This is a genomic window from uncultured Methanobrevibacter sp. (genome assembly GCF_900314695.1).
GTDB lineage: Archaea > Methanobacteriota > Methanobacteria > Methanobacteriales > Methanobacteriaceae > Methanocatella.
The window spans coordinates 48,600-64,411 of record NZ_OMWD01000008.1; the positions used below are offsets into that span (position 1 = coordinate 48,600).

Genomic DNA, 15,812 nt, shown 5'->3' on the forward strand with positions numbered 1-15,812 from the left:
TGATAATCGTTAATGTTAATAGAAAATAATGATATATTGAATAGTGGTGATGTTGTGGATTATGAAGCAACAATTTCTGAAAAATTTCCAAATTATGATATTGAAGTTATTACTCCAGACATTTTTGAGATAGGTGCTTTGGTTGAATACATTACAGACGATATTATTGTTTACAAGCCATTTTCGGTCATGGTGTATCGACATCTAATCAGATTCATGATGAATGTGGGCCATAGAGGAAAAATCTATTATTTGGATGGTTTTTCAGACGACGATTTGGAGATTGTTCATGGGGGACTTTTGAAATTCACATGGCGGCGTGATGTTAAGATTAGCCTTTTTAAGAATGCAGATCCTGATAGGGATGTGCTGGGCTTAAAATAGATTTTCAAAGTTGAAAGAATTCATCACAATACTCGCAATAATAATCGTAATTACTTTCACAGCAATTTCCGATTATTATCTCATTGCCTAAGGATTCAATAGCCAGTTCGTCTGTGGGTTCGCCATGAAATACTTTTTTTAATTCTCTTTTACATTTTGGACAGGTTGTCATATTGTCTAATTATATTAATGATGAATTTTAAATATTATTGTAGGTGTAAAAATGCTTATTAATGTAGGTGCCGAATTCGGTAAAAATTTAGAAACTAGTGAAATAGCAATTGAATTAGTTGATATTTTAAATAAAATACCTGAAGAAGAGTTTATAATTGATTTTAAAGATGTTATGTATGTTACTATGAATTATGCTCAAGCTTATTATACTGCAAAAAATGAATCTCCAAAAAAGATTTCAGAAATCAATATTTCAGATGAAATCCGCGTGATTATGGGTGCTGCTGATGAGGCATGCAATCCTTAATTTCTATTTTTTTTTAAATTAATAGGCAAAATATTAAATTAACTAAAAAAGATATATTGTTAATGTTGATAGTAATGCTTTTTGAATAGCTATTATTTTCACATTCATTAATGAATTTTATGCTTTCTTGAATGGAAGTTTAATTATGACACTCGGCAATTTTTTTAGTGTTGCTGATGAAATATAAAGGGTGTTTAAGTGAGTGAACAAAAATTAGAAATATTCAATGTTTTAAATTTTTTAAACAATGGTTATGAACTTGAAGATATTTTAAATGAAGGTCAATTTGGAACTTTTGAATCAGCTGAAGCTTGTATTAAGTATTTGGTTGATGAAGGATATCTTAAAGGGGATGTTGGAGAAATTGGCGGCAGTGATGTAACTGGTGGGGAAGCATTAACCCCTGAAGAAATATCAAAAAAATACACTGTCTCACAATTAAAGGATATTTTGAGAGAAAACGGTTTAAAAGTTTCTGGTAAAAAACAGGAACTTGTTGAAAGGGTTTTACCAGTTTTAAATGGTGAAGTTGAATCTGAAGAGACAACATTGGTTGATTTTGATAAATCTGCTGATTTGGAATTAACTGAAAAGGCTCTTGAGTTTTTAGATGAAAATGACTGGATTGATTTGTACATGTTTGCACTTGTTGCATTCAGATTTGAAGATTATCAAACCTATGTCGAATCATCAACTGAAGGCAAAATCGAAACTGCATTGAGTTTCTGTGATGAAATTCTTTCAAGAGCGTTGGTTGCAAATCAATTTTTAGTGTTTATCGATGCATTATCTGCAAAAGCTCATGTTTATGCATATTATGAGGATTATGATTCATTCTTGGATTATGACTTGCAACGTTATATTATTGGATTAAACCCTATTGTTATGGATTCACAAACTTATGCAACATATGATGTTATAAATGAAGCCAATATCATTAATTTGAAAAACGTAGTGGAAAAATTGAATATGGGTAATCTAAAGAAAAGATTTGATAAAATATGGAACAAGTGCCATATTAAAAACACTACTGTGCCTAAAAAAGTTTGCTACAAAATTTTACAAAAAGCTATTGGTGGCGCAAACATCGAAGAACTCAACTTTGATGTGAAAGAAAAATACTTTAATAAAAAATTTGGAATTTAATCTATGAAGTCTAAAGTTGCCGGAATAGTTTTTATTGTGGGCAGTTTGTACTATATTGTAGCTGAAGCCATTTCTGCAACTTTTTTTAATTCTTCTTTAATGGATGCATATATTTTTCATACTATTTCTGAACTTGGAATTCCAAATGCAAACTCTCCATTATTCTGGTTGATGGATTCTGCTTTTATTTTAATTGGTTTAACTTTAATATTTGGAAATTTTTACAGTTTTAAAGATTTCATCGCTAAAAATAAGATTCCTTTTTACATTTTCACATTGATAACAGGTATTGGAGTTATTATTGTAGGTTTGATTCATGGTGGAAATCCTCTGACTTCTGGTTATCATACCTTGGGTGCTGTAATGGCTATTTTGGGTGGAAATATATTATTGGTTTTGATTTCAAGGTCTATGGCAGAATTTGAATTATATCAAAAAATCACTTTCATATTGGGGATTTCTGGCATAATTGTGTTTTGGATAATGTTTTTCAATATGGAAAGTATCTACATGCCTGTATATGAAAGGATGTCCGTTTACACATTAATTATTTGGAGTTTTGTGAGCGGTGTTTACTTGCTTGAAAATTAAGTCTATCATTAATTATTTTGATTGTTCTCAGTTTGCATATATTTTAGTTAAACGCTTTTTTAAAATTATTAAAGCATTCATGATATGGCAAGTTATATTTTAAGGCCATGTAGATTAAATTAAAAAGATTTAAATACTTTGTCATTTAATTATTTTTAAAGGTGATATTATGGCAAAACTAGACAAAGATGTTGAAGAAGAAATTTTGGCAATTGTCGAAAAATATCAAAAAGAAAATACCAAACTTTTAAACTATCTTATAACTGATGATATGATTACATTTTTCTCACCAGTTGCAAACGGCAGTCAAATAACTGCTGAAGACTTGCAAAAAGTTGCAGATATTTTAAAAGGATCATTTGAAGGAATGGAAATTGTAAATCAAGAGTACAGATTCAAATTCAAATGTGGATTATAGGGGTTCAAAAACCTCTATTTTTTTTTAATTTTTTTTACCAACAGTTTTAATACAAGTTGCAATTAATATAACAATCATGTCAATACAGAAAATCATTGCTATTTTGATATTATTGATTTTGATAATAGGTATTCCATTAATAATTCTAACACCACCCAAAGCCCATTATGAGGACACAGTTTTTGAAGCTATTGGTGGTGATGAATTCTTGAATGTCACTCTCAAGCATTGCTTAAAAATTGATGAGAAGGATATTCCGGATGCTTCTTTTCATACTTCAGATGGTGAAATAAAATATTTTGATGCGAAAAATATTACTTATGTCGATACTTTTGGAAATAAAGATTATTTCATCGTTTGGAAGACAACGCCAGATAAGTATGGGTGGATAAAAAACAATAATGTTAACCAATACATCTCCACCTATTTGAAAGGGGATGTTAAAGGTAAATGTTTTGTGGAATATTCCTATGAGGACAAGTATGTTTACGGCGTGATGGTAAGTACTGTAATTGATGATATCAGTGAATCTGAGTTGATATATGATATTTTAGGATTAAATCGCAGCGGATTTGATTTGGTCTACAGTTCAACACAACCTAGTTATAGTACATACTCTCCAAGTCAGTCTGGTGGTTATCATACAGTTGTGCCGGATAGATATACGTTGTCTAGAACCGACCCTGGTGCGTATTATGACCATTATGAATATGGGGATAATTATGATATAGATGATTACTTGGAATCTGAAGGGTATGACTAACGTTTCAGATATTCTTGGGTGAGCTTACACTCACTCATGCATTTTGTACAGCCAAGTCCTGCCTTGTACTGGTCTATAATGTATTCGCTGCATGTTTTAATATCGATAATGTCTTCCCTATTAAGTCTGTTGTTCCATTTCTGGGGATTGATTGCATCAACTGGGCATGCGTCCTGACAGTTTGTACAGTCGTCACATTCCGAATCGGTAATCGGATTTCCAAATTCAAGGGGCATGTCTGTTAATATTGCACCAAGAGCAACTGCAGAACCATATTCTGGTGTAACGAATAATGCGGAGCGACCAATCCATCCAAGACCTGATTTTGTAGCTATTGTTTTATAAGGCAAAATACTTAATAGTTTTTCCATATCGCATTCATTGCGTTTCATTGTGAGGGCGAATGCATCATATCCAAGATTTTTTATATATCTTTCACCTTTGTGGGCAATTTTTGTTAATTTTCCAATTTGCCGGTGAAATGATTTCCAATAATCTTCGTACTCTTCATCTTTAACTAATTGTATTGTTTCTTTTGGAAGTTTTAAAACAAGACTGATTCCATTGGGCAAATCAACGAATTCATTTGCAAGACCGTTGACATCTGCAAAGCCAACTTTGCTTGCTCCCAATTCTATCAAGTAATCTTTAAGTTCATTCAGTTCTGACATAATATTTTTTATAGATAAATGAACATATAATGTTATTGTATTAAATTTATTACTTAAACACTTATTAACAATTAAATTTAAAATTAAATGTAGTGATAAAATGAAAGATATTGATGTTTTAATTGAAGCTTTGCCATACATCAAGAAGTTTCATGATAAAAAAATTTTGATTAAATATGGTGGACATGCAATGGTTGATGAAGAAGCAAAATCATCCACCGCTCGTGACACTGTATTGCTTAAATATGTTGGAATGAAACCGTTAATTGTTCATGGTGGTGGTCCGGAAATATCCAGGTCAATGGATAAATTAGGAAAAAAATCCAAGTTCATCAAAGGTTTAAGGGTGACTGATGAAGAAACAATGGAAATTATTGAAATGGTTTTAGTTGGTAAAATTTCAACTGAAATTGTATCAGAACTCATTAAACATGATGGTGATGCAATTAGTTTATCTGGAAAAGATTCAAGTTTAATATTTGCTCATAAAAAAGAAGCACATACTATTGATGAAGAGCTTGTTGATTTGGGTCTTGTAGGTGAAGTTGATCTTGTAAATGCTGATTTACTTGAAATGTTTTTAGAAAATGAGTATATTCCAGTAATTTCTCCAGTTGGTATTGCTGAAGATGGAACAAGTTTAAATTTAAATGCAGATACTGCTGCTGGTGAAGTTGCTAGTGCTGTTGGTGCTGAAAAATTAATTATTTTAACTGATGTGCCTGGTGTTTTAAGAGATCCTTCAGATCCTGATTCCTTGATTAATAAGATTCATGTCTCTGAAGTCCCTGGTTTAATAGAGGATGGAATAATTTCAGGCGGTATGATTCCAAAAATTGAAACTTGTGTAAAAGCTATTGAAAATGGTGTCGAATCCTGCCATATTATTGATGGACGTAAAAAACACTCTTTGCTTTTAGAAGTATTCACAACAGATGGTATTGGAACTATGATTTGTAAATAAATCATAGTCATTCTTTTTTTTATTTTAAATTTTTTCATACTTTAAACATTTTTCTAAGTTCCCTTCTAAGTAATTTCCAGCCGTTTACTCTTGGAAGTTCATCAAGTGCAAATATCTTTCTTGGAACTTTATATCTTGATAAGTTTTCACGTGCATATTCAATTAAGCCTTCATCGTCAGCTTCATTTTCCCACACAACTGCTGCAACGGGAATTTCTCCTCTATGACAGTCATTGATACTGAAAATAGCTATTTCTTTTACTGCAGGATATTTGATTAATACTTCTTCTACTTCCGTAGGATAGATTTTCCATCCACTCATTACAATCATGTCTTTTTTACGGTCTGTAATGAATAAACGGTTATCTTCATCAAGATATCCTACATCACCTGTTAAAAACCAGCCGTCATCCAAAAATGAAGCTTTTGTTTTTTCTTCATTTCCCCAATAGCCTTTTGCAACTGCAGGTCCTCTAAGTGCAATTTCGCCCTGTTTATATGGTGGCAATATTATTGATGGATCATTTTCGTCAACAATCTTCACTTCTGAAAAACAAACCGGATGGCCTACACTTTCAAATCTGTCTGCTTCCCAGTAATCTTCTGGGCGGATGACTGTTCCAGTTCCGATTACGATGGTTTCTGATAATCCATAAGCATTAATGATTGGTATCTGATAGGTTTGATGAAAATCCTTCCATATTTTTTTATGCAATGGTCCTCCACCAGAAACGATTTCACGAACGGTTTTCAGGTGTATTCGAGCATCCATTGTTGTTAATGTATGTATTACTGGAGGCATTCCGGTCAGGACTGTAACCTTTTCGTTTTCACATAATTCCAAATATTCATCAATGTTGAACTGTTCCATTAGAATGTAGTATGCAGCGGCTCTTAATGCTGCAATTGACCATGAAAGTCCAACATGTGCCATTGGATAAATACCTAAATAAACGTCATCCTGTTTCAAGGTTAATACATCACATTCATTGTGTATTGCTGTAAAATAATTTCCATGGGTTAACATGGCGCCTTTTGGTTTTCCTGTTGTGCCTGAAGTGTATTGTAGTTGACATAAATCATCCCAATCAGTATTCACGGCAGGCAACACTTCACAATCTTTAAAATTTGAGACGTTTTGCGGTACATATGTTTCAATGTCAATGATGTTTTCGCCATCACTGTCTGTAATCATTAGCTTTGCCTTTGAATCTTCGACGATGTACTTCAGTTCGGATGCAGTCATTATTCTGTTTGTTGGAATGGCAATTGCACCAATTCTCCATATTGCAAAAAGTGAAAATAAATATTCTTCTGAATTTTTAAGATAGATTAAAACTCGGTCTCCTTTATCAATATTCAAGTCTTTTATTTCACGGCCGATTTCTGAAATGATTGATAATATTTCGATAGAATTGTATTTTTTACCTGTTGTCGGATTGTATAATACATTTTTATCTAAACGTTTTGAATTTGCATCAAGGAATGTGGTAATATTGAGCATTTATATTAACTCCTTTACAATTGCTTTTGTAACGTCCATTGTGAATGCATTTCCACCTAAATCGGGTGTTCTAATTTTGCAATCTGCAATTACTTTTTCAACAGCTTTTTTAATGTCATTTGATATCTCCCATTCTCCCAAATAATCCAGCATCATTGAAGCGGATAAAATCATGGAACATGGATTTGCAATATTTTTTCCTGCGATATCTGGCGCTGATCCATGCACTGGTTCAAATAATCCGTTGTGATCTCCGATGTTTCCTGATGGTGCAAGGCCCAGTCCTCCTACAAGTCCTGCACTTTCATCAGATAATATGTCTCCAAACAGGTTGCTTGAAACGATGACATTGAAGTTTTGAGGTTGGGTAAGTAGATACATTGCAGTTGCATCAACATAATAGTCTTCAGCAGTAATTTGTGGGTATTGTTTGGCAACTTTGTAGAAACTTTCTTTAAATATTCCATCAGTCTTTTTCAATACATTGCTTTTGTGTACGCATGTGACCTTATTTTGACCTCTTTTTATGCATAAGTTAAAGGCGGCCTTTGAAATCCTTTCAGATGCTTTTTTGGTGATGTGTCGCTCTGCAATCATTTTTTCACAATCACCATATTCGACCTGTGAGTATAATCCTTCGGTATTTTCCCTAACTATTACAAAGTCAATATCATCACGTATGCAATTCACGCCCTTGTATGATTTTATGGGTCTGATGTTTGCATATACATTAAGTGCTTTCCTTAAATTAATAATTGGGCTTGGTTGGCCAGGTGTTGATGTGGATGCACCGAATAATACTGCATCACTTTTATTGGCTATCTTTATTGTCTCTTCAGGTAATGTTGTTCCTGTGTTGTTGAAACATTCAAAACCTGCTATTCCATATTCAAAACTAAATTCTAAATCTATTTTATCAAGTAAATATTCGCAGGAATCCATTACTTCGTTTCCGATTCCGTCTCCACCAATTACTGCAATTTTATACATTATTTTACCCTTAACACAATTTGTTCGTATATTAATAATTTTGGTTTCATTCTATTTAATTGTAGTTTAATAATTTTGTTCGTATACTATCGAAATACTTTTATATGACTAAACTATAATAGTATATTAATTACATAAATATCAATAATTCATTATTGAATTTAAGAGGGATTGAAATGGAAAGAAGTATCGATGAATTGATTGAATTGTTAAACGATAAAGATGATTTTGTTGTTGAAGATGCTGTTGGAGAATTAGAATTAAGGGCTGATGAATCATTAGACCCTTTAATTGATGCTTTATCTAGTAGAAAAAAACAAATTAGATTACATGCTGCTACTTTATTGGGTGCAATAAATGATCCTAAGGCTATTCCTGCTTTGATTGAAACTTTACATGATAATAATAAATTAGTTAGAAGAGAAGCATCAACCGCTTTAAGTCGTATGGGTGAACCTGCTGTAGAACCTTTAATCGAAACTTTAAACGATGAAGATTGGAGAGTTAGGGGGGCAGCCGCCTGGGCCTTAGGAAACTTAGATGATGAAAGAGCTATTCCAGCACTTGAAAAATTACTTGACGATGAAAGTGGTTACGTAAAACAAGGTGCACAAAGCGCAATAGCTTCAATAAAAAAATAAGATAATAAAGATATTATCTTAAACTTTTCTTTTTTTTGTTAACTTAATTTTGATTTGATGGAGTTTTTCTTTTTGTAAATAGTAATGACAGCGCCAATACTCCAATAGAAATGATTGCGTAAACTGTTATTTCAAAGCTGTTTGCATTTGAAAACAATTTGAAAATTCCAAATCCCCAAAGTCCAAATAATATTACTGGTGCAATATATTTGGTTATTGCTTTCCATAATCTACCTACTTTTATTGTTGAATGTTCATTTAAGACAGGTATTACATTATCAAGACCATATATCCATCCGAATATTATTGCCTGAATTGGTATCAATAGCAAAACTCCAAACTGGTTTACAAAGGCATCTATTATTCCGATTAAGTAACTGCTGATTCCGGTTGTTAAAGTTACGGATATTATACAACCAATGATACAAAGTATTGTTGTTGTTTTCCTTCTGGACCAGCCTAATTTGGTGAGTGTTGAGTTTACCATCGGTTCAAACAGTCCCAATGCGGATGTAATTCCTGCAAATAGAATTGCTAAGAATAATAATGGTGCTAATATACGACCCATTGCACCCATGATATTGAAAATCATTGGGAATACGATAAATATCAGTCCGGTTCCTTCAGTAATTAGTTGCACCATTGGAGTTCCGGTTGTATATGACATGAATCCCAATATTGAAAAAACTCCAAAAGCAGTACAAACTTCAAAGGCAGAATTTGAAGCAACGACAAGAAATACATTGTCTGTTAGTTTGGAATTTTCAGGCAAATAACTTGCATAAGTGAGTGCTAAAGCTTCTCCAACACTTAATGAGAAAATAATCTGACCAAATGCAGCTAACCATATGTTTACATCATATAATTTGCTCCATGTTGGATTTAGTAAAGTATTTATTCCAATATCTGCTCCAGGCAATGTTAATGCATAAACTATGATGATTCCCATAATGATAAACAGTAATGGTATAAGAATCTTGGAAGCTTTTCCAATGCCCTTGTCAACGTCCTTATTTGATATGAACCACAAAATTGCCCATGTGATTATAACTCCGATTGTTGTGGGTATTAACAGGAAACTTGCATTACTTAAATTAGAACTTCCTCCAACATTATTAACAAAGTATAATGCGGCATCAGTTCCCCAGCTGAATGTAATACTACTTAACAGATATACCAAATCCCAACTTAAAATAACCATATAATAAATAGTAACTATAAATGCAAATATAACTAAAATCCAAGCTATTATCTCAAATTGAGGTCTGATTGATTTCATTATCTCTGTAAAGGATTTCTTAAATGAAAATCCAATTCCATATTCCAAAATCAAAAATGGGATTCCCATTAGTGCGATTGCAACAAGGTAAGGTATAAAAAATGTTCCTCCTCCATTGGTATACACTACATAACTAAAACGCCATATATTTCCTAATCCTACAGCAACACCTATCATTGCAAATAGAAATGATAATGTTGAATCCCATTGTGCTTGTTCAGACATAATCGTTATTTTATTTATGTTGCTATAAATATTTTTTATCTTCATATTTTTTTTTAAAATTTCATTGTTGATATTTTCAACATTTAAATAGAAGTTTCTAATATATCTATATCTGGGTGTTAAAATGAGAATAGTTATATTGAAAGGAAGTCCGAATATTGAGGGTTCATCAAATATGCTTGCAAAAAACTTTTCTAAAGGTGCAATCGAAGCAGGTCATGAAGTTAAAGAGGTTGATGTCGCTAATGCAAACATTTCTCCATGTATTGGTTGTGTTCATTGTGGATATGAAGGGGAATGTGTTTTAAATGATGATATGAATGAAATTCGCAGTGATATTCTTAAATCAGACATGTTAGTATTAGTTACACCGTTATATTATTATGGGATGTCTGCTCAACTTAAAACTTTAATTGACAGGTTCTGTTCGAGGAATTTTTCAATTCAGAGGAAAAATTTCAAATCAGCACTTCTAACCGTAGCGTATAATGCAGATGACTGGACATTTGATGCTTTGGAAGCCCATTATGATACTTTAATCAGATATCTTAATTTGGATGATTGTGGAAGAGTTTTGGGTTATGGTTGCGGAACTCCGGCAATGACAAAACGTTCTAGATATCCTGATGAGGCTTACAATTTAGGCAAAAGCTTGTAATGTTTTTCACTTTAAAACAATAGCTTTGTCTATCATTCCAATTAAAATCTTGTTTATCGGATTTTTAAATGATAATGGATGTTCTTTTGGATAATCCTTGCTAAATGGGAGTACTTTAAAACTGCTCATGCAACGGTCGGTTGATCTAAGTGCAAAATATGCCTTATAATCTCCATCAAAGATATTTATCATCAAACCAACATCATCTGTTCTTCCGGGAGCACTAATTCCTTCTTCGGCATAAACTTTGAATTTTTTCACGGCATATGATGAAATTAGTCCATATTCAACTAAATATTCATATTCATCTTCTTCAAGATCATAATCATCATATTCAATTACTTCGCTGCAATCTTCATCAGGAATGTTTAAATTTGAGGCGCAATAACCTAGGGAAATATAAATTCCATCATGGTCAAGAGCTTTGGAAATGATATCGTAATATAGATTGTCCAGTGGTTGTGACTTGTATCTATCTCCTAAGATTTCTGGAACGGTATGTGTCATTCCTCCATCTTCGATTACTGTACAGTAGAAGTGCTTTTCACCTAAATAACCAGCAGTTGTTGCTTTTTCAATTGTCTCTTTAATGTCGATATTATTTGCATTTTCAATTTTTTCAGCAATTTTTAAGGCTTCAAAATCACTTATCATCATTACCACTTTCTTTTAAAATCTTTAAGTTTTCTTTTAATATTTTGTAAATGCTTTCTGCTCCAATTATATCTTCATCAGGCACCTTCCAGCCGGAAGGATATAGAATAAATGGTTTTGATTGGCTTCCACCAGCTCCTCCATGACTTCCAACAAGCTCTTCAAATGCACAGACTTCGTCATTTTCAGAATCATAAAAGCTATTGACTAAAATGTCTGGACTATATTTGAATGAGCTATTTCTTTTTAGATGTTGGACAATATTGTCTCCAAAACCTTCAAGTGGGTTTTCACCTTCGATTTCATTAGTATCCAAATAATAAGTACCGTTCTTGCCGATTGCCAAATCTCCTCTTTCAGATGACCTGACTAGGATGAATCCAATATATTCGTTTTTAACAATTTCAGATATTAATTCTGGAAACAGTTCATTAATTTCTTCATAAGTTAATCTATGGCGCCATTGGGTTAAATAAATCATTGCAAGATTTCCTGAAGCCAGTACAATAACTTCTGAATCTGATAATTCTTTTTTCTCTTCCTCACGACTTCTATTTTTAATGCTGTCAATCTGTTTGGAAAAAGGCACAAATGTTTCTGCATAGTGTTCTTCATTTGAAGACATTTTTGCATACATTGCAATGTCCTGAGGGAGCAATGATTTGATAAAGTCTTCAAAAGATTCACCGTATCTCTGTTTAAATGTAGCGCCGTTGGTTTGACCGTGATCTGATTGAATGACAAATTCATAGTCTCGAGGTGAATATTTATTTCCATAAATTAGGCGGGCAATCTGTTTATCCATTCCTTTAAGTGAAAACCATGCATCTCTGCCTCTAACTCCTGAATGATGGGCTATTTCATCGTAGCCTAAATATGTAGAATATGCAACGTCAATGTCTCCAATCATCATGTCTCCAATTAATGTTCCAGTATTTATTTCTCTCATAAATACGTTTGTTCCTGCTCTTGTCGGAATGTAAGATAATTTTCTTCTAATTCTCGGTTGTATATTTAATGCTCTATACATTATTTGTGATATTATTTCTAAAATCATTTCTGCAAAGAATAATAAGACTATACGTGCGAAATTGCTGGAGTTTGAAAAAATAGAAAACCATGCCTTGTTATATAATTTCTGCAGGTCTGTAATTTTACTGAATGTGAAAATTACATTATCAGTATCTCCGGAAAATAGATTGGACCTGCTTGCCCCATTATCTACTAACAATCCATCCCCATTTGAAATTCTTTCTTCCAACGTTTTGACTTTTATTGCCCCGGAACATTCCATTATCTGATTGTCATTTTCTTTTTCAACCCATCTGAATGCAGTAATATCTTCATTATTTCCATGCAGAATTCCTGCCTGACTGGCACCGGTTTGTGAAGATAAATCGGTTTCCCACATTCTTAGAGTATGGCTTTTATTATCAAGCATTGATTTGACAGTAGGCATATATCCTTTATCTATTGCTTCGCATAAAACATCATATGCAAGTCCATCAATTTCTATTATGATTACTCCTGGATATTTTTTTATGTCACCTTTTCTTTTCTTTGTTGCATCCCTTAGAACTGACCTGTAATATGAACTAGTATCTTCAATTGTTACGAGTGTTGAAAGGATTGTTGTCAATAATGCCATGGCCAATGGTGCTAATATCACTCCCCAACCGGTAATGGTTATGTCGAAAAATGGTGCAAAAATCTGAAGCAGAATCCCATTTAAAACTAGTGTTCCCACTCCAAAAGTCAAAACTAGAAATGGCATCAATATTCTTGTTAATATTGGCCAGAATATGGCATTAATAAAACTGATGAATATGACAAACAATGCCACTTCGTCGAATCTGCTCACGTCAACGCCCAATCCAAAAAAACTAATTAAGTATAATCCTATTATGTTTCCTATAAAGATTATTAAACTTCTTTTTAATGTTATTCGTGGAGGCTTATCATATTCGCTAACATGTTCCATATGTTTATTTATGTTTTTCTTTTAAAAATATTATCTATATTATTTCAAAAATTTCGTTTATTGTATCAACTTTTTTAAATAATTCTTCTTGTTTGTATAGAAATCCTTTTTCACTCATTTCCTCAATCATTTCAAGCATCTTATCAAAGAAGCCCTCAATGTTGAAAACGATAATCTCTTTATCGTGTTGTTTTAACTTTCTGAGGGTTATAATTTCAAAAAATTCATCTAGAGTTCCTATTCCTCCGGGCGTTATTATGAATGCATCTGAATTTTCTAAAAATTTCTTTTTTCGCTCGTCCATTGAATCAACATAAATGAATTCGTCGCACTGTTTGCATAGCGGTTCGAAATTTCCAATCCATTCTGGAGCTATTCCGATTGATGTTCCATTATTGTCATGAATTCCTTTTGCACATGCACCCATCATGCCAGTATCTCCTCCGCCAAAGACTAAACTGTGTCCATGCTTGGCAATTTCACGGCCTAATTCATAAGCGCAATTGGTATATTTTGGGTCTATTTTTCTACTTCCTGATCCATATAAACAAATTTTCATAAAATCATCTCTAAATATCGGGGGTTTGCTCAGCCAAACATAAGTGGCAGATTGCATTAACATTATCCTTTTGATTATCTTTAACCGGACAGAAGAATTCGCCATTCCTCTTTTCTACCTTTAGACTTCCAGGAAATTCACAACCTACTGGATGAATTGGTTCTTCTAAGATAAATGTGGTGTATAGGGCTGTAATTACATAGATTAGTGGGAATTTGTCGTCTTTTTGATCCGACAGCCTTTCCTTTTCAAATGTCCTTTTCAGCATAGGAAATGAACTGTCAAATGATTTTTTATCAATAATTTCATTATCGTAACTGTCATTGTTGAGGACTTCTTTCATTCGAAGTATAAAATATTTTATATAGATTTTTAAATATTTTTCACGATAATTAGCATGAACAAACTTTCCATCTTTTCTCATTCGTGCTGTAGCCATCATCAAATCATGCACTGATATTTCTGCAGCATATTTTTTAAGAATTATCATTAATTCATCACGGGTAATGTTATCTTTTTTGGATAATTCCATTAGTTCATCTAATATCTCCTCTGGTTTCATGTGTAAGTTTATTTATTTTTAAAGATAAAAATACTTTAATATTTTAAAATCAATAATAAATAATTGGTTGATAGTTATGGCTGAAAATTTCATGGAAATTTCTAAGGAAGATATCGAAATTGTTGAAAATGCATTGAAAGTTAATTCAGATTATAAACCTAAAAATGATAATTTCAATGTAAAATCATTTAAAAAAGGAAAAGAAATAGTATTGATACAATATGTCGCCAATGTGGAAAATGAATTGGTTTTTCAAACTAAAGAAGAAAACGGCAAATATTATATTTCAGATACTTTTGCATTGTTCCAGGACAATATTATAAATGGTAATGTGTCAAGGGATGTTTTCCAATCAGTAAATAAATATTTCCATGATGTTATATCAGATGAAAGCAATGATTTTTCAGAGGAAAAGGAAGAGCTGATTAATTTTTTAATGTTGACTGAAGAGTATGATGAAAGTCAGCTTCAGACTGACTTGGATCCTTCAAAGATTCGTGAAGATTATAAAAAGGATTATGATAGGATATACTCTGATGATTCCATGAACCGGGTTGAAAAAAGTTTAGCCTTAAAGGAATTGTTGCACATGTCTATCTGTCAGGTTGTTAATGACCTTGAGCTATTTTTCACAAGACCTGTTGATTTAACTCCTGAAGAGATAGCTGAAAAAGATAAACAGGAAGCTAAAGCTTTGGAAAATGAAATGCAATTATCTTAAGTTTTTCATTTTCAACATAACTATAAGTAATAGTTTTTACATAATTTGTATTATATGATTGCTATCACTAAAAACGAAGAAGTTGTTCTAAACCAGATTAATATATTTTCCATTGAATATCCTGAAGGAATCCCTGTTGGTGTTTTAAGAAAGGATTTAGGGTTTCATGAATATGATTTGGTGGAGATTATAAAGGAACTTGAAGATAAAGATTTGGTTATCTTCAATGATAATAAGGTTTCTTTATCAGAATATGAAAAGGAAATCAACACTGTTAATTCTAAAAAGGATTTAGAGGAATTGGAATTAAACATTAAGGAAAAAGAATCCTATGAATTGATTCAAAATTTGGTTGATGATAAAAATCTCATATCAAAATACACTTTGGAAGGACATCTTTTGTATGGTGATTTAAAATTGTCTAATTTTAGAATGTATCATATTATTTTATCTTTGCAGAATAAAGGCCTTTTAAAACCCATCGTTAAGGATGATGGCGAATATTATCTGTTGGTAGGATAATATTTTTTCCATATAACATATTAAATCAGTAATATTTTTTTTCATTTTAATCATAATATTTATATAATTTAATAAATATAAAATGTAATTATATAATT

20 protein-coding genes are annotated in these 15,812 nt (G+C 32.2%); 11 read left to right on the forward strand and 9 right to left on the reverse strand.

Going from position 1 to position 15,812, the window contains the following annotated elements; genetic code table 11:
- The first annotated feature begins 12 nt into the window (after nt 1-12).
- Nucleotides 13-384, forward strand: coding sequence for a hypothetical protein (locus QZN45_RS03540; protein ID WP_296811171.1), 372 nt, complete (start codon nt 13-15; stop codon nt 382-384).
- Between the two features lie 4 nt (nt 385-388).
- Here the strand turns inward: QZN45_RS03540 and QZN45_RS03545 are convergent, their stop codons facing one another.
- On the reverse strand, nt 389-556 hold the full coding sequence (locus QZN45_RS03545; RefSeq protein WP_292608059.1) for a hypothetical protein: 168 nt from the start codon (nt 554-556) through the stop codon (nt 389-391).
- Nucleotides 557-607: 51 nt separating this feature from the next.
- Here QZN45_RS03545 and QZN45_RS03550 point away from each other — a divergent pair, with 51 nt between their 5' ends.
- The 5 genes from QZN45_RS03550 to QZN45_RS03570 all read left to right on the forward strand — a co-directional run bounded on the left by QZN45_RS03550 (nt 608) and on the right by QZN45_RS03570 (nt 3,783).
- On the forward strand, nt 608-865 hold the full coding sequence (locus tag QZN45_RS03550; protein WP_292608062.1) for a hypothetical protein: 258 nt from the start codon (nt 608-610) through the stop codon (nt 863-865).
- 198 nt (nt 866-1,063) lie between these two features.
- The gene (locus QZN45_RS03555; protein WP_292608064.1) at nt 1,064-2,011 is read left to right on the forward strand and encodes an SAP domain-containing protein; all 948 of its coding nucleotides are present in this window, start codon (nt 1,064-1,066) and stop codon (nt 2,009-2,011) included.
- Nucleotides 2,012-2,014: 3 nt separating this feature from the next.
- Nucleotides 2,015-2,602, forward strand: coding sequence for a DUF998 domain-containing protein (locus QZN45_RS03560; RefSeq protein WP_292608067.1), 588 nt, complete (start codon nt 2,015-2,017; stop codon nt 2,600-2,602).
- Between the two features lie 169 nt (nt 2,603-2,771).
- Nucleotides 2,772-3,020 (forward strand): hypothetical protein, encoded by a 249-nt coding sequence (locus tag QZN45_RS03565; RefSeq protein WP_292881517.1) that lies wholly within the window; start codon nt 2,772-2,774, stop codon nt 3,018-3,020.
- A 76-nt stretch (nt 3,021-3,096) separates the two neighbouring features.
- Nucleotides 3,097-3,783 (forward strand): hypothetical protein, encoded by a 687-nt coding sequence (locus tag QZN45_RS03570; protein ID WP_292608072.1) that lies wholly within the window; start codon nt 3,097-3,099, stop codon nt 3,781-3,783.
- Here the strand turns inward: QZN45_RS03570 and QZN45_RS03575 are convergent.
- A complete protein-coding gene (locus QZN45_RS03575; RefSeq protein ID WP_296811173.1) occupies nt 3,780-4,454 on the reverse strand; it encodes a reductive dehalogenase domain-containing protein in 675 nt (224 codons plus the stop codon). The two genes, QZN45_RS03570 and QZN45_RS03575, sit on opposite strands and share 4 nt — an antisense overlap.
- 100 nt (nt 4,455-4,554) lie before the next feature.
- Between QZN45_RS03575 and argB the strand changes: the two genes are divergently transcribed.
- Entirely contained in the window at nt 4,555-5,418 is an 864-nt protein-coding gene (gene argB, locus QZN45_RS03580; protein WP_296811176.1) for an acetylglutamate kinase, read from the forward strand.
- 34 nt (nt 5,419-5,452) lie between these two features.
- On the opposite strand, the gene QZN45_RS03585 is transcribed toward argB, so the two are convergent.
- Complete coding sequence (locus QZN45_RS03585; RefSeq protein WP_296811178.1) at nt 5,453-6,922, reverse strand: class I adenylate-forming enzyme family protein; 1,470 nt, start codon at nt 6,920-6,922, stop codon at nt 5,453-5,455.
- On the reverse strand, nt 6,923-7,912 hold the full coding sequence (gene aksF, locus QZN45_RS03590) for a homoisocitrate dehydrogenase (protein ID WP_296811181.1): 990 nt from the start codon (nt 7,910-7,912) through the stop codon (nt 6,923-6,925).
- Between the two features lie 176 nt (nt 7,913-8,088).
- Between aksF and QZN45_RS03595 the strand changes: the two genes are divergently transcribed.
- Nucleotides 8,089-8,553, forward strand: a complete 465-nt coding sequence (locus QZN45_RS03595) for a HEAT repeat domain-containing protein (protein ID WP_292608086.1) — start codon at nt 8,089-8,091, stop codon at nt 8,551-8,553.
- A 43-nt stretch (nt 8,554-8,596) separates the two neighbouring features.
- Here QZN45_RS03595 and QZN45_RS03600 read toward each other — a convergent pair whose 3' ends face one another.
- Nucleotides 8,597-10,057, reverse strand: coding sequence for a sodium-dependent transporter (locus tag QZN45_RS03600; protein ID WP_296811184.1), 1,461 nt, complete (start codon nt 10,055-10,057; stop codon nt 8,597-8,599).
- Nucleotides 10,058-10,181: 124 nt separating this feature from the next.
- On the opposite strand from QZN45_RS03600, the gene QZN45_RS03605 reads away from it, so the two are divergent.
- Nucleotides 10,182-10,715 (forward strand): flavodoxin family protein, encoded by a 534-nt coding sequence (locus QZN45_RS03605; protein ID WP_296811186.1) that lies wholly within the window; start codon nt 10,182-10,184, stop codon nt 10,713-10,715.
- A gap of 6 nt (nt 10,716-10,721) precedes the next feature.
- On the opposite strand, the gene QZN45_RS03610 is transcribed toward QZN45_RS03605, so the two are convergent.
- The 4 genes from QZN45_RS03610 to QZN45_RS03625 are packed head-to-tail and all read right to left on the reverse strand — an operon-like array spanning nt 10,722 to nt 14,471.
- The gene (locus tag QZN45_RS03610) at nt 10,722-11,369 is read right to left on the reverse strand and encodes a hypothetical protein (protein ID WP_296811189.1); all 648 of its coding nucleotides are present in this window, start codon (nt 11,367-11,369) and stop codon (nt 10,722-10,724) included.
- The gene (locus tag QZN45_RS03615) at nt 11,359-13,350 is read right to left on the reverse strand and encodes a phage holin family protein (protein ID WP_292881533.1); all 1,992 of its coding nucleotides are present in this window, start codon (nt 13,348-13,350) and stop codon (nt 11,359-11,361) included. The genes QZN45_RS03610 and QZN45_RS03615 overlap by 11 nt, the downstream gene beginning before the upstream one ends.
- Before the next feature lie 34 nt (nt 13,351-13,384).
- Nucleotides 13,385-13,909, reverse strand: coding sequence for a TIGR00730 family Rossman fold protein (locus tag QZN45_RS03620; protein ID WP_292608096.1), 525 nt, complete (start codon nt 13,907-13,909; stop codon nt 13,385-13,387).
- A gap of 10 nt (nt 13,910-13,919) precedes the next feature.
- Nucleotides 13,920-14,471: a DUF2115 domain-containing protein gene (locus tag QZN45_RS03625; RefSeq protein WP_292608099.1), complete on the reverse strand. Its 552-nt coding sequence runs from the start codon at nt 14,469-14,471 to the stop codon at nt 13,920-13,922.
- 76 nt (nt 14,472-14,547) lie between these two features.
- Here QZN45_RS03625 and QZN45_RS03630 point away from each other — a divergent pair, with 76 nt between their 5' ends.
- Both QZN45_RS03630 and QZN45_RS03635 read left to right on the forward strand, forming a co-directional pair.
- Nucleotides 14,548-15,192 (forward strand): hypothetical protein, encoded by a 645-nt coding sequence (locus QZN45_RS03630; protein WP_296811193.1) that lies wholly within the window; start codon nt 14,548-14,550, stop codon nt 15,190-15,192.
- A 54-nt stretch (nt 15,193-15,246) separates the two neighbouring features.
- Nucleotides 15,247-15,714: a hypothetical protein gene (locus QZN45_RS03635; RefSeq protein WP_292608105.1), complete on the forward strand. Its 468-nt coding sequence runs from the start codon at nt 15,247-15,249 to the stop codon at nt 15,712-15,714.
- The last annotated feature ends 98 nt before the right edge of the window (nt 15,715-15,812 follow it).